Origin of the sequence: Xanthomonas protegens, from assembly GCF_038442435.1 — a bacterium.
In the GTDB taxonomy this organism is placed as follows: Bacteria; Pseudomonadota; Gammaproteobacteria; order Xanthomonadales; family Xanthomonadaceae; genus Xanthomonas_A; species Xanthomonas_A sontii.
This window is the reverse complement of sequence record NZ_JAQJCQ010000023.1, coordinates 22,544-47,067: the sequence shown is the minus strand read 5'-3', so window position 1 is coordinate 47,067 and position 24,524 is coordinate 22,544. Positions and strand designations below refer to the sequence as shown.

Sequence of the window (24,524 nt, the reverse complement as noted above, 5' to 3'; positions counted from 1 at the left end):
CGTCGCGGCCGGTGGCGGCTATGCTTGCGGCCCCTTGCGCGGAGCGCCGGCGTGCTCGAGTCGATCCCCACCGAACTGCCCTGGCTGCTGTGCATCGCCTTCGTCGCCGGGCTGGTGGACGCGGCGGTGGGCGGCGGCGGCCTGATCCAGTTGCCCGGGCTGTTCGCGACCTTGCCGCAACAGGCGCCCGCCGTGATCCTGGGCACCAACAAGTTCAGTTCCATGGCCGGCACCGGCACCGCCGCCTGGCGCTACGCGCGCCACGTGCGCTTGCCGTGGCGGCCGGTGCTGTACGCGACCGCCGCCGCGTTCGTGTTCGCCTTCCTCGGCGCCACCGCGGTGAGCCTGCTGCCGAAACAGGCGGTGCGCCCGCTGATCCTGGCGCTTCTGATCGCGATGCTGGGCTACACGCTGGTCAAGAAGGACTTCGGCGCGTTGCACCGGCCACGCCACATCGGCCGCCGCGAACTGGCGATCGCCCTGGCGATCGGCGCGGCGATCGGGTTCTACGACGGCTTCTTCGGCCCGGGCACCGGCAGCTTCCTGATCTTCCTGTTCATCCGCTTCTTCGGCCTGGATTTCCTGCGCGCCTCGGCCGCATCGAAGGTGGTGAACCTGGCCACCAACCTGGCCGCGCTGTGCTTCTTCGTGCCCAGCGGCAAGATCCTGCTGGCCGCGGCGGTGCCGATGGCCGTGGCCAACGTGGCCGGCGCGGTAACCGGCACGCGACTGGCGCTGCGCGGCGGCACGCCGTTGATCCGGCAGTTGTTCCTGGTGCTGGTGGTGGTGCTGATCGGCAAGATGGGCTGGGATCTGCTGCACTGAGTGCAGCGCGGCGCGATGGGCGCGTGCCCGTCCTCCCGACGCGGCCGCCAGCACCGCTTAGCCGTCGCGGCGCTTGGCGGTCGGCGGCGTCTTGCGCGCCGCAGCCTTGGCCGGCTTCGCAGGTTTGCTGGCTGTGGCGGCTTTTGCGGTCTTCGTCGAGGCCGCGCGCGCCGCCGACCGACTTGCGGTGGACGGAGGTGCAGCGGCCGCAGCCGCAGCGGACTTGCGTGACGCCTTTACCGATGGAGCCTTGGCCGCAGGCGTCGCGCCAGCAGTACGTGTACGTTTGCCGGACGTCGCTGACGGCGTCTTGAGCGTGGTCGGCTGTTGCACGCTGTTACTGCGGCCAGCGCGCGCCTTGCCGGATGCGCGCGCCGGCGTGGCAACGGCGTCTGCGACGGTCTCCGCGGTTGCGTCCGCTGCGGCAGCGGTCGGCAGCGGCGGCAGCTCGCCGTCGGCCTGATCCACCACCGCCACGGACGACCCCACCGCAGGCGTCGCCGCCTCGTTGCGGCTGCGCTCGGGCAGCTTCAAACGGTGCGCCTGCTCGTCGTATTCGATCAGCAGCACGCCGGAGTTGTGGCGGCCGCTGATCTCGACGAAGCAGGCGCCGCCGATGAACGGCTCCAGCGTCATCACCGACTTCAGCGGCGTGGCCACCACCATCTGGAAGCCGAAGTTCTCGAAGATGTTCATCGCCAGCGCGGTGAATTCGTTATCGGCCTTGTCGAAGGCCTCGTCCAGCACCACCGCAGCATAACGCGGCAGTTCGCCGTCCTCGCCGCCGAGCTGGTAGCGCAGTGCTGCGGCCAGGCAGGTGGTGGCCAGCTTCTGCCGCTGGCCGCCGGACTTGCCGGCGCCGCTGCGGTAGATCTCCACCTGCGCGCGGCTGTCGGCGTCCAGTTCCACGCCGACGAACTCCACGTGCTGGCGCACGTCCAGCACCTGCTCGCGCCAGCGCCGCAGCTCCGGCTCCTGCGCACCGAGCCGCTGCACCAGGCCGCGCAGCATGGCGAACTGCGCCTCGGCCAGCGCGCGGTCCTCGGTCTGCTGGTGGCCGAGCACGGCGCGCAACTGCTGCTGGAACTCCTGCACCTCGAGCAGGCGCCGGTCACTGACCTCGATGGTCAGCAGGGTGCCGCGGTTGAACGGCACCTGTTCCAGGCTGGCGTTGACCTCGTCCATGCGCTGCTTGATCGCCTTGTGCGCTTCGGCGGTGTAGCGCTGCAGGGCCAGCAGGTTGTTCTTGCTCTGGGTCTGCAGCAGGTCGAAGAAGCGGCCTTCGTGGCGCGGCAGGCCGTCGCTCTCCAGGCGCTGCAGGCGCGCCAGGAAATCGTCGGCGCTGGCCAGGCTGACGGTGAAGTCGCCGCTGTCCTCCGGCCACTGCTGGCAGTAGCGGCGGAAGCAGTCCAGCACCTGCTGGCTCAGCCGCGCGTCCTGCGCCTGGCTCTGCGCCAGCTGTTCGCCGAGCCCGCGCTCGACGCTGCGCAGATGCGCTTCCAGGTTGTCCAGGCTCAGCGGCGGCAGCGCCGCCAGCCGCGCGTCCAGCCCTGCGACCTGCGCCGGGCCGATCACCGCGGTGGCCACGCGCGCGGCGCAGGTCTCGCGCTGCGCTTCCAGGCGCGCGCGCTCGCGACTCACCTGCGCGCGCTCCAGGCGCACGTCCTCGTAGGTGCGGCGCGCCTGGTCGCGGCGCGCGCGGACGGTGGCGATCTGCTCGCCCAGCGCGCGCAGCGCGGTGTCGCCCTCGCGCAACTGCAGCAACTGCTCGGCGATGTCGCTCAGGCGCTGCAGCTTGGGCGCGACGTCGATCTCGTCCCACTCGCGCTCGGCCAGGGTGTGCGCGGCCAGTTGCCGGCCCTGGTCCTGCTCGCGCTGCTTGCGCAGGGCGGCGACGTCGGCGTCGCAGGCGGCGATGCGCTGCGCCAGGGTCTGCCCCTCGCGCTCGAAGACCTTGAGCTTGTCGCGGTTGTCGTAGCCGAGCAGCCAGCGCTTGCGGTCGCCGACGGCGTGGCGGTCGTCCTTTTCGTAGCGGTCGCCCGGATGCTTGACCTGGCCCTCGCGGGTGATCGCGCGCTCAGCATCGCGCAACTGCGCCACGGTATCGACGCAGGTGTAGTCGAAGCGCCGCGCCAGTTCCTGGCGCAGCCACGGCGCATAGGCATGGTCGCGCAACTCCAGCTTGCGCAGCAGCGACTTGGCATCGGGCTCGCGCTGCTGCAGCGGCGCGTTGTGGCGCACCCGGAAGTACACCAGGCGGGTGCCGAGCTGGGTCTTGTTGACCCAGTCGGCGACGCTGGCGTAGTGGCGTTCGTCGACCAGCAGCGACTGCGCGAAGCCGTGCAGCACGCGCTCGATGGCGCCGCGCCAGGCGGCCTGGTCGGCCTCCACCTGCACCAGCTCGCCGACGAACGGCAGGGCGGCTTCGGACAGGCCGGTCTCGGCGCACAGCCGCGCGCGCAGCGCCTGCATCGGCGCGGGAATGCTCGAGGGCGCCTTCAGCAGCGCCTCGATCTCGGTGCGGATGACCGCGAAGCGGCGCTCGTCCTCGCGGCGCTCGGCCATGCGTTCGGCGATCGCCTCGTCCAGGCTGCTGGCCTCGCCGGCGACGCCGTCGCGCAGCGCGCGCGCCTGCGCCACCTGTTCGGCGAAGCCGCTGGCGCTGCCGGCCAGGCCCATGCCGAGCTGGCGGCAGGCCTGTTCGACCTGGCTGCGGCGGCGCATGCGCTCGTCGCGCTCGCGCTCGACGCGGCCGCGTTCGCGCTCCAGCGCCTCGACCTGTTCGCCGCCCTGCGCGCGCTGCTGCGTCTCCAGCTCGGCCAGGGTCTGCTCGTGGTTGTCCAGCGCCTCGCGGCGCTGCCCTTCCTCGCCGGCCAGGCCGCGGTCCTGCGTGTCCAGTTCCTGCAGGCGCGCGTCCAGCAGGCCCAGCCGGCGCTGCTCGCGGTAGCCGTCGATGCCCAGTTGCAGTTCGCGCAGCTCGCCGACGCCGCGCCGCAGCGCCAGCAGTTCGGCGTGGTAGTCGCGCGCCGGGGTCAGGGTTTCCACCTGGCGCCGCGCGGTCACCACCGCGTGGTGGGCGCCGTCGAGTTCGGCGAAGTCCTCGACCAGGCGGTCTGCCGCCTCGAAGGTGCGCGGCTCGTCGAGCATGAAGCTGCGCAGGAAGGCGTTGAGGTCGCCCAGGTTCTTCGCCGACTGGGTCTTGTGCAGCAGCCGCAGCGCCATCTCGTTGCCGATGCCGAGCAGGTGGCGGAAGCGTTCGGCATAGCCGGCGAAGCTGTCGAAGTGATGCACGTCCTCGCCCAGGCGCAGCTTGAGCCGGCGCAGGTCCAGGTCGAAGCCGTCCAGTTCGGCGGCCACGTCGAAGCCGCGCGGCACCACCATGTAGTGCTTGCGCACGTCGGCCGCGGCGGTGCCGCTGCCGGCGATCCAGAACAGCCGCACCAGGCTCACCGCCTGGCCCTGCGCGTTGCGGTACTCCAGCGCCAGCGCCGACCAGGTCGCGCCCTTGCGCAGGTACTGGGTGGCGATCTCGCCGGAGGCGCTGTCCTGCTGGTCGGCCCAGGCGCCGCGCACGTAGGACACCAGGCTGCGGTCGCGGCCGCTGCGCTCGGCCTCGCGCGCGGCGGCGTTGAAATCGACGATGCTCGGCGGCGTCAGCAGCGCCGACATCGCATCGAGCAGGGTCGACTTGCCCGAGCCGGAGCGGCCGACGAACAGGAAGCCCTTCTCGGCGATCGGCACATCGGTCAGGCCGTTGAAGGTGCCCCAGTTGTGCACCTGCAGGCGGCGCATGCGGTACTGCTGCGCGCGCTGCTCGGCCAGGGTCTCGGCGAACAGGGACGGGGCGACGGGGACGGTGGACGATTCGGACAGGGACGTCATCGGGAACTCATCGGAAAACGGGGACGGCCGCCACGGCGGCCGGCGCACGGGGCAAGGCCGGCGCTAGGCGTGCGCGACGTGCGGGCGCGGGCCGGTCAAGGCGCCGCCTCGGCCACGCCGTCGCGCAGGCCGCGATAGGCCGCCGACAGCGCCTGCACGTCCTCGGCCGAGAACAGCAGCTTCAGCGCGGGCGAGACTTCGTAGCGGTCCTCGCTGCCGCGCAGCTTGGACAGCAGGTGGTTGTCGCGCATCTTGGCGATCGCCGCCAGCACCCGCCGGGCGAAGCCGGCGCGGTCGGTGGACATGTTCTTCTCGTACACCGACAGCACTTCCAGCAGCTGCGCCTCGTCGACCACCGCACGCTCGCCGCGGGTGTCGGCCTCGGCCAGTTGCTGGCGCAGGAACAGCAGCAGCACCGACTCGATGAAGGTCAGCGGCGCGGTGCGCAGCAACGCCGGGGTCTCCAGCTCGCCGGTGTCGGCCTGGCGCGCGAACGCCACACCGCCATCGCGGTCCAGCACCAGTTCCAGGAACAGCTCGCTCAGGACGCGGCGGATCGCGGCCTCGTGGCGCAGCAAGGCCTGCCACAGCGGGCCGTGCCGGTAGGCATCGACGCTGGGGCCGGACAGCAGCTGGCACAGCGCGCGCCGCGCCTCCAGCGGCAGACTGCCGCTGTCGCCGGCGAACAACGCGGTGCAGGCCTCGGCCGTAGCGGAAGTGGCGGCGGCCGCAGCGGCGTCGCCGGCATCCGCATCGTGGCCGTGGAATTCGTCAGACCATTTCATTGCGTTTTTCCTTGGTGAACCACACCAGCGGGATGCGCGCGCGCCGGACCTGGCCGTCACCGCCCTCCCATTGCACCGCTTCCCATTCGCCGTCGACCACCACGCCATGGCGGGTGCCCAGCGCCAGGTAGCCGATCACGCTGCCCAGGCCCTGCGCCGCCGGGCGCTGCCGCAGCGCCTCGCCGATGCTCAGCTGCGGCTGGCGGCCAAGCAGGTCGTGCAGGTCGTTGCGCAGGCCGCGCAGGTCGATCTCCGACTGCGCCACCAGGTCGCCGACGCTGTCCAGCGAGATCGTCGCCGCCTCGGCCGCCTGCACGCGCCCATCCACCTGCTGGCTGCGCGGGTCGTGCAGGCGCCACTGCGACGGCGAGCGCAGCCGCGCGCTGCTCAGCGGCAGCACGTAGCCGGTGGCGGCGGTGGCATGCAGGTGATCGCGCAACTGCAGCGCCTCGCCCTGCGCCTGCTTCAGCAGCTGGTTGAGCCGGCGCTGTTCCAGGTAACCGCGGCTCTGCACGAAGCCACGCAGGCTGCGCGCGAAATGCTGCATCACCTCGTGCACCTGGCCGCCGCGTTCGAGCAGGGTGCCGGTGAGCCCGCGCAGGAAGGCGCGTTCGTGGCGGTCCAGACGGCGGGCGAAACCGCGCGCCAGCAGCGCCTCCAGCGCCGCGTCCAGCTGCACGCTCTGCTCGGCGTCGTTGAGCAGGCTCCAGAACGCCTGGAAACTGCGCCCGGCCTCGCTCTCGCCGATGACGTCGATGCCGGCGAACAGCTTTTCCAACACGTCGCCGCGCGCGCCTTCGTCGTCGATGATGCGCTCGCGGAACTCGCGGTTGAGCCGCTCGAAATCGTCGCGGACCCGGCGGAAATCCTCGGTCAGGTCGTCGGACAGGCGGATGATGTCGCGGGTGCGTTCCAGCGCGCGCTTGCCGTCCAGCGCGGCCAGCTTGCCGGCGGCCACGCGCTCGATCTCCGCATCCAGGCGCTCGCGCTCAGCGCGCAGCGCGGCCAGGCGCGCGTCCGGATCGGTCTCGGTCTGCCCGGCCAGTTGCACCAGCTGCTGGATCACCAGCGACAGCCGGCTCTCGGTGGCCACGCTGGCGCTGTCGCGCACGCCGGCGATGAAGCGGATGGCCTGCGCCGCCTGCCGCGACAGTTCGTATTCTTCCTGCGCGTCGCCTTCGGGCAGGCGCCGCTCCAGCCAGCCCTGCGCCAGCCAGTGCGCCACGTAGGCCTGGGCGGTGCGCGGCAGTTCGCGCGAGAGCTCGTCGTCCTTCAGCGCATCGAGCTGGCGCTGCAGGCGCTCGTGCAACACGTCGGCCGGCAGCCGCCGCTGGGCGTCGCCGAGCAGGGTCTGCAGCAGACCGATCAGCTCGGGGGCATGGTCGGCGGCGAGCAGCTTCCACAACGGCTGTTCGCGCAACTGGCGATAGCCGGCGATCCGGACATGCGGCTTCATGCAGGAACCGACCGCCACCGCATCCGCAGACTCAGCGCACGCGCTCGATGAAGCGCAGGAACTCGGCGCGGGTGCGCGCGTCCTCGCGGAAGGTGCCGAGCATCTTCGAGGTGACCATGCTGACGCCGCGCTTGTGGATGCCGCGGGTGGTCATGCACTCGTGCGCGCCTTCCACCACCACGCCCACGCCCAGCGGCTGCAGCACGTCCTGGATGCACTGGGCGATCTGCGCGGTCATCTTCTCCTGCACCTGGAAGCGCCGCGCATAGGCCTCGACCACGCGCGCCAGCTTGCTGATGCCCACCACCTTGCCGCGCGGCAGGTAGCCGACGTGGACCTTGCCGATGATCGGCGCCATGTGGTGTTCGCAGTGGCTTTCGTACTCGATGTCGCGCAGCACGATCAGCTCGTCGTAGCCGGCCACTTCCTCGAAGGTGCGCAGCAGGTACTCGCGCGGGTCTGCGCGATAGCCGCTGAACCAGTCGCCATAGGCCTCGGCCACGCGCCGCGGGGTGTCCAGCAGGCCCTCGCGGGTGGGGTCCTCGCCGGCCCAGCGCAGCAGGATGCGCACTGCGTCTTCGGCCTGCGCCTGGGTCACCGGGGGAGTGGAGCTGTTGTCGGAATCGGCCATGGGGGAACGCCCGTAAGGGGGCTGCATGGTACCCGAGTCGCCTGGCAGCCGCCGCATGCGCGGCCTCCGCGCGGCGAGGCGACCCGGCCGATACCGGGTGCGCCGTTCAGCGTCCGCCTGCTCCGCGCCCGGGCGGCACGCGCATCGCCTGGGCCGGCGCCGCGCCGGTCAGCGCCGGCGCGCGCGCATCTCGCCCTCGTGGTCGAGCCAGTTGGACCCCTTGTTGGTCAGGAAGAACATGTACACCACCAGCGACACCGCGATCACCGCCGTGGCGTACCAGACGAAGGTGGTGACGTGGCCGGTCTTCAGCGAGGCCTGGTACAGCAGCGGCGCGGTGCCGCCGAACGCCGAATTGGCCAGCGCATAGCCCAGGCCCACGCCCAGCGCGCGGATGTGGGTGGGGAACAGCTCGGCCTTCACCACCGCGTTGATCGAGGTGTAGCCGGTGAGGATGACGAAGCCGATGGTGAGGATCGCGAACGCGCTCAGCCAGTCGCTCTGCCTGGGCAGCTCCAGCACCAGGAACCAGGTGTAGAGCACGCCGCCGATGCCGAAGAACACCAGCAGGGTCTTGCGCCCGATGATGTCCGACAGCCAGCCGCCCACCGGCTGCATCAGCATCAGCACGATCAGCGCGGCCAGGTTGATGATGGTGCCGGCCATCACGTCGTCGCCGGCGAAGGCGGTCTGGATCATCTTCGCCCCGGTCACGGAGTAGGTGTAGAACGCCACGGTGCCGCCGGCGGTGATCAGGAAGCACAGCAGCAGCGGGCGCCACTGGTGCACGAACAGCTCGCGCAGCGAGCCGGAAGACGTGTCCTTGCCCTGCTTGGCCGCGGCAATGGACTCGGAGGTCAGCGACTCGTCCATCGTGCGCCGCAGCCAGAACACCACCAGCGCGCCGATGCCGCCCAGGCCGAAGGCCACGCGCCAGCCCCATTCGGAAATCTGGCCCTTGTCGAAGAAGTGCAGCATGCCGAACAGCACCGCCTGCGCCAGCACATGGCCGCCGACCAGGGTGACGTAGTGGAACGAGGACAGGAAGCCGCGCCGCCCCGGAATTGCCGCCTCGGACATATAGGTAGCGCTGGTGCCGTACTCGCCGCCGGTGGCGAAGCCCTGCAGCAGGCGCGCCAGCAGCAGCACCACCGCCGCGGCGCCGCCGATGCTGGCCACGGTGGGCGTCACCGCGATCAGGAACGAACAGGCCGCCATCACCGACACCGACACCGTCAGCGCCAGGCGGCGGCCGTAGCGGTCGGCGAAGCGGCCGAAGTACCAGGCGCCGATCGGGCGCATCAGGAAGGTCACCGCGAAGATCGCCCACACGTACAGCGTGGCGTTCTTGTCCTCCTTGGAGAAGAACTGCGATTCGAAGTAGGTGGCGAACACCGAATAGACGTAGACGTCGTACCACTCCACCAGGTTGCCGGCCGAGCCCTTGAGCGTGTTGGACACCGAGCGGCGCAGGCTGCCCGGTGCGGCGGCGGCGGACGAAGAGGTGGATGCACTCATGCGATGGGCCTCATGGATGGACGTCACGGAGTATAGGCAGGCACTTGCGAGGATCCTGTCGCGACGGCGGCCACGCCGGGCGTGCGCGTCATCCAGCGCACTGCGCCTGCGGCGCGGCGAAGGCCTTGCTGTACATGCCCGAGCGATCGAAGCAGCAGACCCGGCGCTTGCCCGCGGCGAGCATGTCGCAGGTGCTGGCGATGCGCTTGACCCGCGTCTGCACCTGCTTGCCCGAGCCGATCCAGAAGATCCAGTCGCGCCGCGCCACCGCGGTCAGCGTGTCCCAGGCCGCGCGCGCGGGTGGATGCGCGGCCAGCGCGCGCGCCAGATCGTCGGGTACCGCCGGTTCCGGCTCCACCGCCACCGGCGCGATCTCCAGGGCCACCGTGGTGCCGACCTCGACCGCCGCGGCCGCCCGCAACGTCTCCTCGACCTGCAGCCAGTGGCCGCCTCGCCCATCGGGCTGCAGCGTGGCCTGGAACGGGTGCCCGGCGAACTGGCCGTCCACGCTGACCAGGCCACGCGTGGGCAGCGCGGCGCTGGCCGCCGCAGGCAGCAGCAGGAAACACCAGGATGCGTCCGGCGGCGTGGCTGGACGCAGCAGTGTCCCCTGGAAGCGGATCGGGTCGGCGGGACCGGTCATGCGCGGACCTTAGCACCGGCCGCGCGCGGTGCCATGCTGCACCTGCGCGCGGCGGCGGCGCGACGCGCTCCTGGTCTTGTCGCTCACCCAGCACTGCGCCCTGCCTGACCTGCACGGCGGCCATCGCCGCTGCAGACGGGCACAACGTCACGTTCCCGATACGGCGCACGGGGCGTCCTCGCCCCTTCCCTTCAGTTCGACGGGCCATCGCCGCTATCCATGCGCCGGCCCGGGGACCCGCGCCATGCGCGCGTCACGCGGGCGCAGGCAACCTGCCTGCCCGTCCACCGTCACCCACCGTCGATCCCTCTTCCTTCCCCCATTCCCCCGATCCCATGCACGCCCTTTCCAATCTGCGCATCGGTCAGCGCCTCGCGCTCGGCTTCCTCACGATCATCGTGCTGATGGTCCTGCTCACCGTGGTCGGCATCCAGCGCGTGCACAGCATCGACCAGCGACTGACCGCGATCAACGAAGTCAACAGCGTCAAGCAGCGCTACGCGATCAACTTCCGCGGCAGCGTGCACGACCGCGCCATCGCCCTGCGCGACGTGGTGCTGCTGGACGATCCGGCCGGCCGGCAGGCGACCGAGCAGACCATCGACAAACTGGCCGGCGACTACGCACGCGCCGCGCAGCCGCTCGATGCCCTGCTCGCCGCCTCCAGCGACGCCCAGGAGAAAGCGATCCTGCAGCGCATCCAGGGCATCGAAGCGCGCACCATGCCGCTGATCGCGCAGGTGCGGCAGCTGCGCGATGCCGGCGACACCGTGCAGGCGCAGGCGCTGCTGCTGCAGCAGGCGCGCCCGGCCTTCGTCGACTGGCTGGCCAGCATCAACGCCTTCATCGACCTGCAGGAGGCCAAGAACCGCCAGGCCGCCAAGGAGGCGATGGCCACCGCGCGCGGTTTCGCCTTGCTGATGATCGGCTGCACCGTGCTGGCGCTGCTGCTGGGCGCGCTGATCGCCTTGCTGCTCACCCGCCGCGTGGTGCGGCCGCTGCGGCAGGCGCTGGGCCTGGCCGAGCGCATCGGCGCCGGCGACCTGAGCAGCCCGGACACCGCCACCACCCACGACGAGGCCGGGCAGTTGCTGCGCGCCATGCAGCAGATGCAGCGGCGCCTGCACGAGGTGATTTCCGCGCAGCGCGACATGGCCGCGCGCCACGATGCCGGCGCCATCAGCTACCGCATGGATGCGCAGCGCTTCCCCGGCGAGTACGGGCGCATGGTCGCCGACACCAATGCCCTGGTGGATGCGCACGTGCAGACCCAGCTGCGCATCACCGAGGTGATGGGCCGCTACGCCATCGGCGACCTCAGCCAGGACATCGCCCACTACCCCGGCGAGAAGGCCGCGATCACCGCGGCGATGCAGCAGGTCAAGCAGAACCTGCACGCGATCAACGTGCAGATCCAGACTCTGGCCGAGGCCGCCTGCGCGGGCAACTTCGCCCACCGTGGCCAGCCGGAGAAGTTCGAGCACGCCTTCCGCACCATGGTCGAGAACCTCGACACCATGATGGCCACCGCCGACGCCAACCTGGCCAAGTTCTCCGCGCTGCTGCGCTGCATCGCCGACGGCGACCTCACCGTGCGCATGAGCGGCAACTTCCACGGCGTGTTCGCCGCCATGCGCGACGACGCCAACAGCACCGTGCACCGCCTCACCGACATCGTCGCGCACATCCAGCGCACCACCAACAGCATCGGCTTCGCCGCCGAGGACATCGCCAGCGGCAACCAGGAACTGGCCAAGCGCAGCGAGCAGCAGGCGGCCAGCCTGGAAGAGACCGCCGCCTCGATGGAGGAACTGACCTCCACGGTCAAGCAGAACGCCGAACACGCCCAGCGCGCCAACCAGCTGGCGCTGGGCGCGGCCGGCGTGGCCAGCGAAGGCCGCGACGTGGTGGGCCAGGTGGTGGAAACCATGGACGGCATCCAGGCCGCCTCCAGGCGCATCGCCGACATCATCGCGGTGATCGACGGCATCGCCTTCCAGACCAACATCCTCGCCCTCAATGCCGCAGTGGAAGCCGCACGCGCCGGCGAACAGGGCAAGGGCTTCGCGGTGGTGGCCGCGGAGGTCGGCACGCTCGCGCATCGTTCGGCCGGCGCCGCCAAGGAGATCAAGACCCTGATCGACGACTCGGTGCAGCGCGTCGCCCACGGCGCCACGCTGGTGCACCAGGCCGGCGCCACCATGGACCAGGTGGTGGCCAGCGTGCAGCACGTCACCGACCTCATGGGCCAGATCTCCGCCGCCTCGCACGAACAGGCCAACGGCATCGCCCAGGTCAACCAGACCATCGCGCGCATGGACGAGACCACCCAGCAGAACGTGGCGCTGGTGGAAGAAGCCAGCACCGCGGCGCGCTCGCTGGAGGAGCAGTCGGCGCAGCTCACCGAGGCGGTGGAAGTGTTCAAGGTCGGCGCCTACGTCTGACCCACGGGCACGGCGGCGACCGTGCCGCTTCGGCTCGTCCCGCCCGCCGGCCGCGGTGGTCGGGCGGCAGCCCAGCGCGTGAACGCCAGGTGTCGGCCGATGCCGGCCATCGCATCGGCTGCCATGGCCGGCGCCGGCGTAGGCGGTACGATGGCGGCCTCCCACGTTCGTCCCCTCCCCGGAACCGCATGAAGGCTGGCCTCCCCGACGCCGCCGCGACGGCATGAGCCGCGCGTCGCACCGCGCGCCCGTCGCCGCCGAGACCCGCAGCGAACGCTGGCAGCGCTGGATCGCCTGGCTGCTCAGCGCGCTGCTGCACGTGCTGATGGCGCTCGCCCTGCTGTATGCGGCCAAGCCCACCATGTCCACGCCGCAGGGCGCGGCCGGCGGCAGCCGGATCCGCGTGGACTTCCTCGGCGACAGCGACAAGCCGGCGAAGCCGCTGCCGCCCAAGCCCAGCCCGCCGCCGGCGTCCGCCGCACCCAAGCGCACGCGCGCCACCACCACCGTGCAATCCACCCTGGTCGCGCAGTCCGACGACCCGGTGCCGCCGCCCGATCGCGCCGACACCCCGAAAGCGGCGGACACGCCCACGCCTGCCCCGGTGCCGCAGCCGCGTCCGGCACCACCGGCGCCCACCCCGCCCGCGGACGCCCCGGCGCCGAGTCCGGCGCAGACCGCCGACAGCAATCCGCCGCCGCCGACCGAGCGCCGTCCGCAGACCTGGACCGGGCGCCCGCCCGGCGCGCTCGACACCGACACCGCGCCGGACAACAGCGGCCTGGCCGCCGGCCCCGGCAGCCGCGGCAACCGCCACGACATGGACGCGGCCCAGCCCAGCCTGGAGGTCGGCGGCTACCTGGTCTATTACGACCTGGGCAGCGAGAGCCAGCTGCGCACCTGGCAGCAGCAGGGCATGAAAGAGATGTTCATCCTGCTGCCCGGCACCGAGTACCGCATGGTCTGCCCGCTGGAGATCGCCCTGACCCGCGGCTCCGGCAAGTGCCGCGCGTTGCCGCCGGACTCGCCGGAACTGAAGAGCATCGGCGACGCCCGCCAGGTCATTACCATGCTGCAGGTCTACCACCAGGGCGAACTGGTCTGGCGCGGGCCGGGGCCGTATCGCTGAGTTGCTGTGAGCAGGGGATCGATGCGTCCGACCTCAGTGCAGTCGGGACTGAAGTCCCTCCCACAAGGAGCGGCCCTCTATCAGCACTCCCGGCAGCACTGACATCGCGGACAAGCGACCCGCCCCCCCGTAGGAGCGGCTTCAGCCGCGACGCCTGAAGCCTCGGGCGTAGCCGACATCACTGCCGTCGGGACTCAAGGACACCTCACAATGCGTTATTGCCGCGGCTCGGCATGATGTCTTGGCTCGATTGTAGGAGCGGCTTCAGCCGCGACAGGCATTCCCGGTAACGCCCGTCGCGGCTGAAGCCGCTCCTACCAATGGGCTTCGTCGTTGTTAGAGGAGCCGTGAAGTCCTTCCCGCAACCAGCGACCAGTCTTCCGCACTGCCGCTCGCGCCAGCACTTGGACCAGACACCAAGCGATGCGCGGGCTGTAGGAGCGGTTTCAACCGCGACCTAGGCGACCCAGGCGATGCCAAGCGAAGCCTGCACAGCGCCACGCCCGAAGCAGCCACACCCACGCACCCTCACGCCCGCTTTGCATTCGCCGCCGGCCCCATTGCTAGAGTCGGCCCGCGCCGCCGCGGCCGCCTGTCCCCCGCTTTGCAGGTCCCGCCAAGCCCGGCGTCTTTCCTCCATTGAAGGAGTCTCGACATGCCCTGGAAATTCCCCCTCGCAACGCTCGCCCTCGCCGCCGTCGCCCTGCCCGCGCTGGCCCAGTCCGACCGGCAGGTGGTCGAGGACATGCTGACCCGCTCGGCCAACGTCTGCCCCGGCCACAGCACCGACCGCACGTCGCCGGCGGTGAAGGCCGTGCCGGTGGGCGCGCTGCGGGTGATGCTCGACCGCGGCCTGGTGATGTGCCCCGATCGGCGCCTGGACGCCACCGCCCCGGCCGTGTTCTACGGCAGGCTCGGCGTGTTCGCCTGGAACCCCGAGGTTCCCGCCGGCTCCAGCGTGATCGTCAAGCAGATCGACGCCATGACCCGCAAGGACGAATATCCGTCCGACACCCTGGTGTGGGACGCCAAGGGCACCGCGCTGAAGCAGCAAACGGTGCCCGCGTTCGAACCCAAGCCCGGCGCCACCGTGCTGTACCAGGTGCGCTGACCCCGTTCCGCTGGCCCGCGCGCGGGCCAGCAACGTCGATCGCAGCCGGCGGCCCGCAAGGTCCGCCGGCTTTTTTATGCCGCGTTGCGAGCTCCACCGCGACCGCGCAGGCGACAGACAAGACACGCCGTGACGCGCACGACGTCGACGATGTCCTGCCCCTGTCCTTGCGTCACCCACCCGTTTCCTGCCAGCGGACAACACTCGGATCATCAGGCGCGATTATCCATCGCCACCCTTCTATTATCTTAAAATCAAGATTATTAACTTCTGAAAAGTCCGCTTCAGAAACGTAGACAAATTCCCGCAACGTGCATGCAGCCGGCCGAAACAGCGGAATTCGGCTGGATTCGCGCGAAACCATGCGGATCTTTCATCCTTTCCTCGTCGCCACTGTGGCGCAGCGCACGCCGCAGCATCGATGGATCGCGGCATTTTCCAACGCGATGTGTCGTGAAATTCCATCAGGTGCGATGCGAATCAATACCGCAGCTAAATATTATCTCGACGTGTCGCAAAAATAATGCGAACGACATAGTAGCGTTTGCGCCCTCCCCCACCCCCCGGGCGACCGGGATTCGACACGAGGATGTTTCCATGGCCACACAGCGGAATCGACTGGCGCTGCGCGCACTTTCCCTCATCGGCATCGCGGGCGCGTTGTTGCCCCTAGCCGCATCGGCGGCACCGGCGCGCGGCACCGTGCTCAAGAGCAATGTCCTGACCAGCTACACCCGCCAGGCGATCGCCACGCTGCTGGCCAACGACCAATCCCCCGACCAGGCCAAGTGCGACGTGCGCGTGGCCGAGTTCACCTACGCCACCATCGGCGTCGATGGCGAACCCACCACCGCGTCGGCGGCGCTGCTGGTGCCGGGCGGCAGCCAGTGCCCCGGTCCGTTCCCGCTGGTGAGCTACAGCCAGGGCACCGAGTCGCAACGCCGCGCCGAGCAGGCCAAGGAGATCCGCGACGACAAGGGCGACGACACCATGGTCACCCACCTCGCCACCCAGGGCTACGTGGTGGTGAGCAGCGACTACCTCGGCATCGGCCAGTCCACCTATGCGTTCCACCCCTACCTGCACGCCGCGTCCGAGGCCAGTTCCACCATCGATGCGATGCGCGCCGCGCGCCAGGTGCTGCAACGGCTCAACACCCCGCTGTCGGGCAAGGTGATGCTGACCGGCTTCTCGCAGGGCGGCCACGCCGCCATGGCCACCCAGCGCGAGATCGAAGCGCACCTGTCCAACGAGTTCAACCTGGTCGCCAGCGCGCCGATCTCCGGCCCGTACGCGCTGAGCCAGACCTTCCGCGACAGTTGGAGCGGCCGCAACGCCGTGGGCGAAAACACCTTCGGCATCGTGCTGGCCAGCTACGCCATCGTCGGCATGCAGCACACCTACAAGAACCTCTACCTCGACCCGTCGCAGGTGTTCCAGGATCCGTGGGCCAAGAAAGTGGAGAAGCTGTTCCCCGGCAACCAGAGCCTGACCGACCTGGTGCTCGGCGACACCCTGCCGGGCGTGGACAAGATCCGCCAGTACTTCCAGCCCGGTTTCTACAAGGATTTCGCCAGCAACGCCAACGACCCGTTCCTGCGCGACCTGGAGCGCAACGACCTGCTCGACTGGGCGCCGCGCACCCCGACCCTGCTGTGCGGCTCGGACAACGACGCCACCGTGCCGCTGAAGAACGCCACCACCGCCATCGCCGCGTTCAAGGCCCGCGGCAGCAACCAGGCGACCGTGCTCGACCTGGGCACCGGCAAGCCCAGCGACAACAGCGCGCTGGAGCATCTGTTCACCGAAGACGCCTGCACCATCGCCGTGCGCCAGCAACTGTTCGACAAGCTCCGCTGAGGTCGCGGCGGGCGACAACGCAGGCGCACTCCTCCCCCGGCGCCTGCGATCGTCCGTCCCGCTGGCTGCCACGCCTGGGCGCAGGCGTGGCAGTGTTTTCTGTGCGATGCGGGCGCTGCACGATGCGGGCGCCGATGCGGATGACGACGATGACCGCGCGTTGCGCGCAGCTGCGCGACAGCGCATGCACGAGCGCTGGCACACCTGACCCAGGATTGGAATGACGGCAGATCGGCCGAACGGTACCGGCAGCGGCAATCACCGGCCGGCACACGATCCCATACGCCTGGCGATCACCCCGTGCCGACGCCGACGCCGCGCGGCAACATCGCCGATTGCTTTCGTCGACCCCGTGCATCGGCAACCGCGCGGCCCACGCCATGCACTGACAACGGCACCACCCAGCTGGCCCACAGCAGCAGCGCGATCAAGCCCGGCGACGGCGTCAGGCCCAAGCCGATCGCCGACGGCAACGCCAGGCGGAACACCACCGGCGCCAGCGTCGCCAGATAGGCCCGCACCATCCAGCGCTGGTGCCGCAGCACCTGCCCGCGCCGGATCGCCACCAACCCGATCGACCCGGTAACCAGCCACGCCAGCGCCGTGGCCGCGAACGCCACCCGGATCGCAGGCGGCGCCGGCGAGTTCGCGATCAGCCCGACTGCCCCGACCATCGCCACCCCCATCCCCGCGAAATACACCCGCCCCACCCAACGATGCAGCCGCGGCCAGCGCCGCCACCGCTGCGTCGCGAACTGCAGCGCCCCCAGCAACAGGCCGACCGCCCCGCCACCGAGATGGCACCACAGCCACCCGCGGCGGGTCAGGAACATCGCATAGGCCGGCGACTGCAGCGAGGCGTACTTCAGATAGACCGAGTGCACGAACTCCGCGGCGCACAGGGCAAGGGCCAGCCAGAGCAGCCACCAGGCCAGGCGTACGGCTCGGCGGGTGAGCGGTGGCCCGAGTTGGGGCCTCGTCGGCTCGCTGTTCATTCCCTGCCCCACGCTGCGCCGGACCCTCGGCAGCGCGACGCTAGCATGGACGTCTCGGCGCCGCGGAAGGCGGCGACGGGAGCAAGACAGGAGTTTTTAAGATCGCTGCGGCACACGCCACACTGCCTGTCAGCACGAGGGGTCCGGTACCGGCCGGCAAGCCATGCATCTGCCGTTAGCGGCAACTGCGTCTCGATTTGTAGACGACAAGGTTAACAGTACAGACATCTGCCGCGCCCGGGACTAAGGTCGATCCGGGGACGGGTGCCGCATGAAATGCAGACAGGGGGAAAACCGGATTCGACGCGCTGGCGGCATTGCCATGCCCGTTAGGTATCGCGGCTGGCATCGCCGGCTTCCTCGCCGTGCGCGGCGGATCCCCTGGTGGTTCTCCCGCCAAGACGGTGCATTGTCGCAAGCGATTGCCCAGCAAAAGGCCTGGCCGCTCGCGGCTGGCGACAGTTCGGACTCCTGTTGGGAAGCCTTCCGCCCCAGGGCGATGCAGTGGAAGAAACTGGCCTCGGAGGCGCCGACGGCGGCATCGATCCGATCTTGCGCAAGAACGCCGCCGCACCCTGGTTCAGCGCAAACAATGGAAACAGCAGAATTTCGGGATCAGCGTTGCTTGAGATGTACGGGAATTTTCACCGATGTTTTAAAGGACTATACGTATTACCCAAGCCAATCGTAAGCAAGCCTATAGCTGCGAGGGACTGTTTAAATGAATCTGAGGTAGTTAATGAAGATCCCGTTGTCTTTGCCTGAAAAGTTCCTTTCTGCGAACAAGGAAAAGCTTGAAAGCCTAATCACGAGCGTAGAACATGAAGAGCAGATCGATGGACTAACCGCGGTCACCCACATGAAGTTTTTGAAATTTGATGGGAACGGAATTCCATTGATAAAAGCCTTAGCTGAGTTAATGTTTCAGCACGCGATTGACTATTGCCTAAATGCTCGCGATCGCCCTGCCCAGTTAACAGCGCAGGACTCTATGCGAATTTCAAAAGCGGCTCGTAAGCTTTTCGTTCACCCACCAGCGACCGACGAAGATCCAGATCAAACGGGTGAGGCGGGGGAGCTTCTTTTATATATACTGATTGAGGCGATTCTCGGGGCTCCCCAGGTTGTAGCAAAAATGGAACTTAAAACGAATCCGAGCCTCGAAGTGAATGGCTCGGATGGGATACACATGACTTGGTCAGAATCTGATGGCTTGGTAGATGTGTATTTTGGTGAGTCGAAAATATACCAAGACCTCGGCGCGGCATTAGCTGCAGCCATTAAAAGCATCGACTCCTTTCATGAAGAAGATATTCTTAGACATGAATTTCTTCTAGTTACAAAGCAGTTCAAGTATGCTCATCCAGAAGTGCAAGACTTTGTTACAAACCTAATGTCAGATGGAACACCCCATACCGGCATAAGAATAAATCACGCGTGCTTGATAGGCTATAACTGGAAAGAATATGAAAGAATTCTCAAATTCCCGGCCGCAAATAGGCTTGCAGAAATACAGGAAAAGTATGCTGCGGATGCTGGCCGCGTCCACGACATCTGTCGAAATAAGCTAGCTTCTTTTAAGAATAGACACCTCCGACTTGTTTTCTTCTTTTTGCCATTTGAGAAAGTACAAGATTTTCGAGACGCATTTAATGCAGCAATGGATTAAACCGCATGGATAGCATCTTTCCTTGGCTCAGCAATATTTATAAAAGATTAGTGATTGCTGATCTTTCTTTGCAACTTCCCGGAATTCCATTTGAAGGTAAAGCATCAGATAAGCTCGCACCAGAAGATAAAAGAAAAATGATACTTGCCGCTTCTGCTCTTTCTCTTTCAGAACAAGTGAAAGACAGAAAGATGGCATACGAAATAGCGAGCCGCCTACTAGAGTTAGAGGATCACGACGAAAGCCTCGTAGCAGCAGCAGACATTATTTTTTCACGGTTAGGGAACTTTCCTGGAAGACAGCTACTACGGGAACTAAAACCTAACGTTCAAGGAGCTCCAAGTAGACTATCATTGGAAAGGCTCGCAAGGGAGTTTGAAAACACCATTGATCTCGGTGGAGGTCGAGAAGCGTGTCTTACTGACTTTCAGTTTGCTTTGTTTGAGGCCCTAGGCGAATCGAGTTCCTTTAGTGTCTCTGCGCCAACATCAGCCGGAAAGTCTTTTGTTCTCGGTTTAGATTTAGTGCGTCGGTTACATCGACGCCAAGAATCTGTCATCTATCTAGTGCCAACGCGAGCTCTCATCCGAGAAGTTTCCCATAGCGTTAGGAACCATCTTCGTGAGGCTGGACTTGAAGTTCCAGTCCGTACGGTGCCATTCCCAGTAGCCAAGGAAAGCTGCCCTAATGGGCTTATCTACGTTTTAACACAGGAACGACTGATGAGCCTTCTTGCAGCGGCAAGCGATGGAGTGTGGGTCACCACGCTGATCGTCGATGAGGCACACAATATTCAAGACGACGTGCGAGGAGTGGTGCTTCAAGCTGCGATTGAACGCGTGACTACAATGTTTCCTAGCACCAAAGTATATTTTGCCAGTCCACTTTCGGCAAATCCCGAGAAGCTACTCGAAATTGCTAGACGTCCCACTAAGAACTCAATTCTGATCGATAGGCTTTCACCTGTTGCTCAGAACATCATTCTTGTACGAGAGGTTCGGGGCAAACGGTCGTCTGCACGATTTTCTCTTCTTACCGGCGAAGAAGAAATTGATCTAGGCAGTCGAGTACTTAACTACGAGCTACGGGGAGACATTGCATCTCAGAAGGCCGCTTTCGCTCGCTCAATAACCGGTGATGATGAATCTACGATAATCTTTACTAACGACGCCAGTAGTGCTGAGAGTACAGCGAAATCTATTTGTTCAAAGTCAACTCAGCTTGTGAGCGTCTCGCAGGCTATAAATGAACTTATTGATTTTATTAAAACGGACGTCCATTCGCGATATCCGCTCATTGATTGTCTTCCTCATGGCGTCGCTTATCACTATGGGGATATGCCACCTTTAGTTAGAGCGCGCGTGGAGGATCTTTTTAAAAGTGGCGAAGTTAGATATCTGTGTTGCACTAGCACATTGCTACAAGGAGTGAATTTACCAGCTAGACATATCATCATTGAAGATCCCAGGCGTGGAAGATCTGGGCCGATGCCACGCCGCGACTTTCTAAATCTTGCGGGTCGCGCTGGCCGGCTACTAAGAGAGTTCCACGGAAATATCTGGTGCATCAGACCAGAGAAATGGGCCGATCCTGTCTATCAGGGCCCAGAGCTAACAACTATATCTTCAGCCGTCGACATTGCCATGATCGATGGGGGCGTGGTTGTACACCAGGTAACTAGGGACGAGAAAATTAAGGAGAAGACACGCGAGTTTGGTGATGCAATCCTGGGAAAACTGTACTTAGATAGCGTTCAGAATTTACAAAACTTTAGCCTTGAAAAATGGCGGACAGAGACAAATTCAGAAGCACTTTCTGTTACTGAGGAAATATTGCGAAGTATAAAAGTAACACTCCCACTTGGCTTGCTTGAAAGCAATGCTGGCATACGTCCTGATCGTCTCCAGATCTTGTATGACTATCTTGCCGGGCTAAGTTCTAAGGAACTTATTGGGTGGATGCCACTTGGTCCATGGGTTAGTGGCTACTACGATCGTATGAAGGCGACGATAAAGTTGGTCGAGTTGACCCTTAGAGATCGAGATAATGAAAGCTACAAGTTCTATGCATGGCTAGCGAGCAAGTGGATCCATGGCGTCCCATTGGGGGAAATAATTTCGGCTAACGTCGATGGCTCGCTTGAGACCGAAGCACTGTCAAAGCAAATTCGGCAAACATTAAAGACTCTTGAATCGGAGATTAGATTTAGGCTAGTCAAACACTACGTAGCTTTTTGCTCTGTTCTAAGACACGCACTTGAGAAAAATGGTCAAAGCAAGCTCGCAAACGAGATAGAACCTTTCCACATCTATCTAGAATGTGGCGCGGCAAGTCCATCTCTACTTGGCATGATTTCACTAGGGTTATCGCGTTCGACAGCAATCGCGACGGATCGCAAGGCGCGTATACGGAGTGGTTCTTTGACACCAGAAGAGCTTCTGAGCGAGTTGAAGAGAATCGACATAGAGCTGCTAGATATTCCCGGCCTTTGCAAGCGGGAGCTTAGAGAGCTGACAGGCGGATAGATGCTCGATAGCGTGGATGACCTTTGCAAGCCGTCGGCCACTTAGTATTTTTTAGGCGGATTTTCAGCTGCGAGTCTCCTAACGTCCGCAGTACAGTTAAAACAGATCGTCTTCGCGCCTATTTACAAAGACGATCTAATCGCCTTTGGCTGTCAGTCTGCTGCACGTGGTTGCGCGGTATGCTCTGCCTCAAGCAGCCAATCGCTTGATCCGCGTCGGCAGATCGCCAAGCAGGCGATGCGCCTCTTCCAGTTCGTAGTCCGCCTGCAGGCTCAGCCAAAAGCGTTCGGTCGTGCCGAGCGCCGCGGCCAGGCGTACGGCGGTGTCGGCGGTGATGCCGCGCTTGCCCAGCACGATTTCGTTGATGCGACGCGGCGGTACGCCAGTGGCGCGGGCGAGGGCGTTCTGGCTGATGCCAAGCGGGACGAGGAACTCGTCGCGCAGCACTTCACCGGGGTGGATGTTGGGCAGGGAAGCCATAACGGGATGCCTGAAATCAGTGGTAGTCGACGATGGCGACCTCGGCGACATCGCCGTCATGCCAGCGGAAGCAGATGCGCCATTGGTCGTTGATGCGGATGCTGTGCTGACCACGCCGATCGCCTTTCAGCGCTTCCAGCCGATTGGCCGGCGGGACACGCAGATCCTCGAGACTGGCAGCGGCATTGAGCATGCGCAGCTCGCGTCGGGCGACCGGCTGGATATCGGCCGGCAGCCTGCGCGAGCGCTCGCCACGCCAGATCTTTTCGGCTTCCTTGTCGATAAAGCTCCTGATCACACAGTCACCATAACGGCACTCGTCATATGACGCAAACCGTCATAGTGACAGGCACCGAACTCCACACTGCTCCAGCCTCGGCAGCACGCGGAATGGCGTGCGGAGGGGGGATTCGGGCCAACCGGCGCCCGGCATGATCTCCTCCCCATTCTTGACCTCCCATACATCCAGCCCACCGCATCCTCGCCCCGATTCCAACACCGGAGGCGGGGACATGACGAAGTGGATGGGAGCGGCGCTGGCCGCGGCGATGCTGGTGACCGGCTGCGCCAGGGTGGAGGGTGAGAAGTTCGTCGGCCACTGGGTCAACGTGGAGTCGAAGGACGACACGATCGACATCGAGCGCAATGGGGAGTCGTTCATGGTGCGCAACACCACCCCGCGCTTCTTCACCCGCAAGCCCAAGACCGAGAGCTACCCGGCCATCTACAAGGACGGCGTGCTTCAGGTGAGCAACGACGGCGAGACGGTGAACTTCGCCATCGACGAGGCCGATGGGCACCTCAACACCGGTAGCGACGAGTACCAGCGCGTCCCGGCCAAGTAAACGCGTCGCTGGCGTGCGTCGTCTCAGATGACGCTACGCCGACCGTGAGATCCCACTGCGTGCCGCGCCAGCGCGGCGCGCAGCGTGGTCTCGCTTCGACTGGGTGCGGTGTCTGCCACACGCGAGTACGGATACGAGTACGGATATCTGAGGCTCTTGCCGGATTGCGGATGGGCCTTGCACATCGCACTGGCAGCAGCGCCTGCCTGCGCCCGCGGAATTTACCGGCTAAGCACGCGGCGCGGGCGCGGCGATGCCGTCGACGAACAGCCCGATCAGATGCGCGATTCGCGCTTTCGGCGAGCCGAGCTGCTCGGTGCCCAGCGAGGTCGCGGTGGCGACGACCACGAGATCGTCGAACGAGACGTCGCGGCGGACGACGCCGCTCTTCTGCGCGCGCCGCAACAGCTGCTGACCCTCCTTGCTGACGGCCTCGCAGCCCGGCGTGCCGCTCTGCAGCACCGCGCCGAGCGAGGCGGCAAGCCCGCGATAGACGCTGGTATGCAGCGCCAACTCCTCGAGATAGACGCGCAGCGCGGCCAACGCATCGAGCGTGCTGGCGCGCGTGTGGCTGGCCGCAGCCAGCGACAGGAAGCGCCCGCTGTAGGCCGCGGCGAACAAGGACTCGCGCGTGGGGAAGCGCCGATAGAGCGTGCCGATCCCCACGCCGGCGCGCTTGGCGACGTCTTCCATGGACGCCTCGGCACCGCGCTCCAGGAACACCTCCTCGGCCGCGGCGAGCAGGCGTTCGCGGTTTCGCTGGGCATCGGCGCGCAGGGGGGTGTCGGCGGTCAACGGTGCTTTCCGGGATGGCTTGTGGAAGCGGAGACTACCTCCGTATAGTAAGTGGAGCAATCCTCCACTTATCAAGGGAAGCGAAATGGACAAGCGATTCGAGGGCAAGGTGGTCGCGATCACCGGTGGCACCGACGGCATCGGCCTGGTGACCGCGAAGGCGTTTGCGAAGGAAGGCGCGCAGGTCTACATCACAGGGCGGCGGCAGGACCGGCTGGACGCCGCCGTGACGGAGATCGGCGGCGGCGCGGCGGGCGTGCAGGGCGATGTCGGCGTTCCCGAGGATATGGATCGGCTCTATGCGCGCATCCAGCAGGACCATGGCCGGCTGGACGTCGTCTTCGCCAACGCGGGCGTGTCCGAGTCGGCGGCGCTGGGCGAGATCGACGTCGCGCATCTGGAGCGCCTGCTGGCGACCAACATCAAGGGCACGGTCTTCACCGTGCAGAAGGCGCTGCCGCTGATGGCGACCGGCGGCGCGGTGATCCTGGCGAGCTCGGTGGCCGGCAGCAAGGGGATCGGCGCGCTCTCCGTGTACAGCGCGACGAAGGCAGCCATCCGCTCCTTCGCGCGCACCTGGACGACCGACCTGAAGCACCGCGGCATCCGCGTGAACGTGGTATCGCCCGGCATGGTCCACACGCCGGCCATGCAGGCCTATCTGGAAGCCAATGCGGATGCCGAAGCGGCGTTCAAGCAGATGATCCCGTTCGGGCGTCTGGGTGATGCGGAGGAGATTGCGGAGGCGGTGCTGTTCCTGGCCTCGGACGCGTCCGGCTTCATCGCGGGGCACGAACTGTTCGTCGATGGCGGGGTCATGGCCATCTAGGGCCGCTTGCGGGCGTGTGTGGCGGCCAGCCAGAACGAGCGGCTTTGCGCCGCACGCGCCTTGCCTGCAGAGAAGCGGACGTTTTCCATGACGTCTGCCGCA

20 protein-coding genes and 1 pseudogene are annotated in these 24,524 nt (G+C 66.2%); 11 read left to right on the top strand and 10 right to left on the bottom strand.

The window, feature by feature from the left end; all coding sequences use genetic code 11:
• The first annotated feature begins 51 nt into the window (after positions 1 to 51).
• Complete coding sequence (locus PIQ37_RS19760) at positions 52 to 825, top strand: sulfite exporter TauE/SafE family protein (RefSeq protein WP_342074771.1); 774 nt, start codon at positions 52 to 54, stop codon at positions 823 to 825.
• Positions 826 to 882: 57 nt separating this feature from the next.
• Here PIQ37_RS19760 and PIQ37_RS19755 read toward each other — a convergent pair whose 3' ends face one another.
• The 6 genes from PIQ37_RS19755 to PIQ37_RS19730 form a co-directional block, all read right to left on the bottom strand.
• Positions 883 to 4,707, bottom strand: a complete 3,825-nt coding sequence (locus tag PIQ37_RS19755; protein ID WP_342074770.1) for an ATP-binding protein — start codon at positions 4,705 to 4,707, stop codon at positions 883 to 885.
• Positions 4,708 to 4,802: 95 nt separating this feature from the next.
• Entirely contained in the window at positions 4,803 to 5,492 is a 690-nt protein-coding gene (locus tag PIQ37_RS19750; RefSeq protein WP_342074769.1) for a DUF4194 domain-containing protein, read from the bottom strand.
• Positions 5,479 to 6,948: a DUF3375 domain-containing protein gene (locus PIQ37_RS19745; protein WP_342074768.1), complete on the bottom strand. Its 1,470-nt coding sequence runs from the start codon at positions 6,946 to 6,948 to the stop codon at positions 5,479 to 5,481. The genes PIQ37_RS19750 and PIQ37_RS19745 overlap by 14 nt, the downstream gene beginning before the upstream one ends.
• 31 nt (positions 6,949 to 6,979) lie before the next feature.
• Positions 6,980 to 7,579: a GTP cyclohydrolase I FolE gene (gene folE / locus PIQ37_RS19740; RefSeq protein WP_342074767.1), complete on the bottom strand. Its 600-nt coding sequence runs from the start codon at positions 7,577 to 7,579 to the stop codon at positions 6,980 to 6,982.
• Positions 7,580 to 7,747: 168 nt separating this feature from the next.
• Positions 7,748 to 9,097 carry an MFS transporter gene (locus PIQ37_RS19735; RefSeq protein WP_342074766.1) on the bottom strand — a complete coding sequence of 450 codons (1,350 nt, stop codon included), beginning with the start codon at positions 9,095 to 9,097 and terminating at the stop codon, positions 7,748 to 7,750.
• A gap of 88 nt (positions 9,098 to 9,185) precedes the next feature.
• Positions 9,186 to 9,740: a YdeI/OmpD-associated family protein gene (locus PIQ37_RS19730; protein ID WP_342074765.1), complete on the bottom strand. Its 555-nt coding sequence runs from the start codon at positions 9,738 to 9,740 to the stop codon at positions 9,186 to 9,188.
• A gap of 335 nt (positions 9,741 to 10,075) precedes the next feature.
• Between PIQ37_RS19730 and PIQ37_RS19725 the strand changes: the two genes are divergently transcribed.
• The 5 genes from PIQ37_RS19725 (at position 10,076) to PIQ37_RS19705 (ending at position 16,284) form a co-directional block, all read left to right on the top strand.
• Entirely contained in the window at positions 10,076 to 12,184 is a 2,109-nt protein-coding gene (locus PIQ37_RS19725; RefSeq protein WP_342074764.1) for a methyl-accepting chemotaxis protein, read from the top strand.
• Positions 12,185 to 12,407: 223 nt separating this feature from the next.
• Positions 12,408 to 13,313 (top strand): type II toxin-antitoxin system RelE/ParE family toxin, encoded by a 906-nt coding sequence (locus PIQ37_RS19720; protein ID WP_342074763.1) that lies wholly within the window; start codon positions 12,408 to 12,410, stop codon positions 13,311 to 13,313.
• 655 nt (positions 13,314 to 13,968) lie between these two features.
• On the top strand, positions 13,969 to 14,424 hold the full coding sequence (locus PIQ37_RS19715) for a hypothetical protein (RefSeq protein ID WP_267121703.1): 456 nt from the start codon (positions 13,969 to 13,971) through the stop codon (positions 14,422 to 14,424).
• Between the two features lie 311 nt (positions 14,425 to 14,735).
• Positions 14,736 to 14,948 carry a hypothetical protein gene (locus PIQ37_RS19710; RefSeq protein ID WP_342074762.1) on the top strand — a complete coding sequence of 71 codons (213 nt, stop codon included), beginning with the start codon at positions 14,736 to 14,738 and terminating at the stop codon, positions 14,946 to 14,948.
• Positions 14,949 to 15,021: 73 nt separating this feature from the next.
• A complete protein-coding gene (locus PIQ37_RS19705; RefSeq protein ID WP_342074761.1) occupies positions 15,022 to 16,284 on the top strand; it encodes an alpha/beta hydrolase in 1,263 nt (420 codons plus the stop codon).
• 293 nt (positions 16,285 to 16,577) lie between these two features.
• Here PIQ37_RS19705 and PIQ37_RS19700 read toward each other — a convergent pair whose 3' ends face one another.
• Positions 16,578 to 17,279 carry a DUF2306 domain-containing protein gene (locus PIQ37_RS19700; RefSeq protein WP_342074760.1) on the bottom strand — a complete coding sequence of 234 codons (702 nt, stop codon included), beginning with the start codon at positions 17,277 to 17,279 and terminating at the stop codon, positions 16,578 to 16,580.
• A gap of 308 nt (positions 17,280 to 17,587) precedes the next feature.
• Between PIQ37_RS19700 and PIQ37_RS19695 the strand changes: the two are divergent.
• The 3 genes and pseudogenes from PIQ37_RS19695 to PIQ37_RS19685 all read left to right on the top strand — a co-directional run.
• Positions 17,588 to 17,902 (top strand): annotated as a pseudogene (locus PIQ37_RS19695) (restriction endonuclease); the annotation flags it as partial.
• A 116-nt stretch (positions 17,903 to 18,018) separates the two neighbouring features.
• Positions 18,019 to 18,948, top strand: coding sequence for a HamA C-terminal domain-containing protein (locus PIQ37_RS19690; protein WP_342074759.1), 930 nt, complete (start codon positions 18,019 to 18,021; stop codon positions 18,946 to 18,948).
• Between the two features lie 5 nt (positions 18,949 to 18,953).
• Positions 18,954 to 21,473 (top strand): DEAD/DEAH box helicase, encoded by a 2,520-nt coding sequence (locus PIQ37_RS19685; RefSeq protein ID WP_342074758.1) that lies wholly within the window; start codon positions 18,954 to 18,956, stop codon positions 21,471 to 21,473.
• Between the two features lie 189 nt (positions 21,474 to 21,662).
• Here the strand turns inward: PIQ37_RS19685 and PIQ37_RS19680 are convergent, their stop codons facing one another.
• Entirely contained in the window at positions 21,663 to 21,953 is a 291-nt protein-coding gene (locus PIQ37_RS19680) for a HigA family addiction module antitoxin (RefSeq protein ID WP_267087448.1), read from the bottom strand.
• Positions 21,954 to 21,969: 16 nt separating this feature from the next.
• On the bottom strand, positions 21,970 to 22,251 hold the full coding sequence (locus PIQ37_RS19675; RefSeq protein ID WP_342074757.1) for a type II toxin-antitoxin system RelE/ParE family toxin: 282 nt from the start codon (positions 22,249 to 22,251) through the stop codon (positions 21,970 to 21,972).
• Positions 22,252 to 22,465: 214 nt separating this feature from the next.
• Here PIQ37_RS19675 and PIQ37_RS19670 point away from each other — a divergent pair, with 214 nt between their 5' ends.
• Positions 22,466 to 22,798: a hypothetical protein gene (locus PIQ37_RS19670; RefSeq protein ID WP_152236469.1), complete on the top strand. Its 333-nt coding sequence runs from the start codon at positions 22,466 to 22,468 to the stop codon at positions 22,796 to 22,798.
• Positions 22,799 to 23,026: 228 nt separating this feature from the next.
• On the opposite strand, the gene PIQ37_RS19665 is transcribed toward PIQ37_RS19670, so the two are convergent.
• Positions 23,027 to 23,593 (bottom strand): TetR/AcrR family transcriptional regulator, encoded by a 567-nt coding sequence (locus tag PIQ37_RS19665; RefSeq protein ID WP_342074756.1) that lies wholly within the window; start codon positions 23,591 to 23,593, stop codon positions 23,027 to 23,029.
• A gap of 85 nt (positions 23,594 to 23,678) precedes the next feature.
• Here PIQ37_RS19665 and PIQ37_RS19660 point away from each other — a divergent pair, with 85 nt between their 5' ends.
• Entirely contained in the window at positions 23,679 to 24,422 is a 744-nt protein-coding gene (locus tag PIQ37_RS19660) for an SDR family NAD(P)-dependent oxidoreductase (RefSeq protein ID WP_342074755.1), read from the top strand.
• The last annotated feature ends 102 nt before the right edge of the window (positions 24,423 to 24,524 follow it).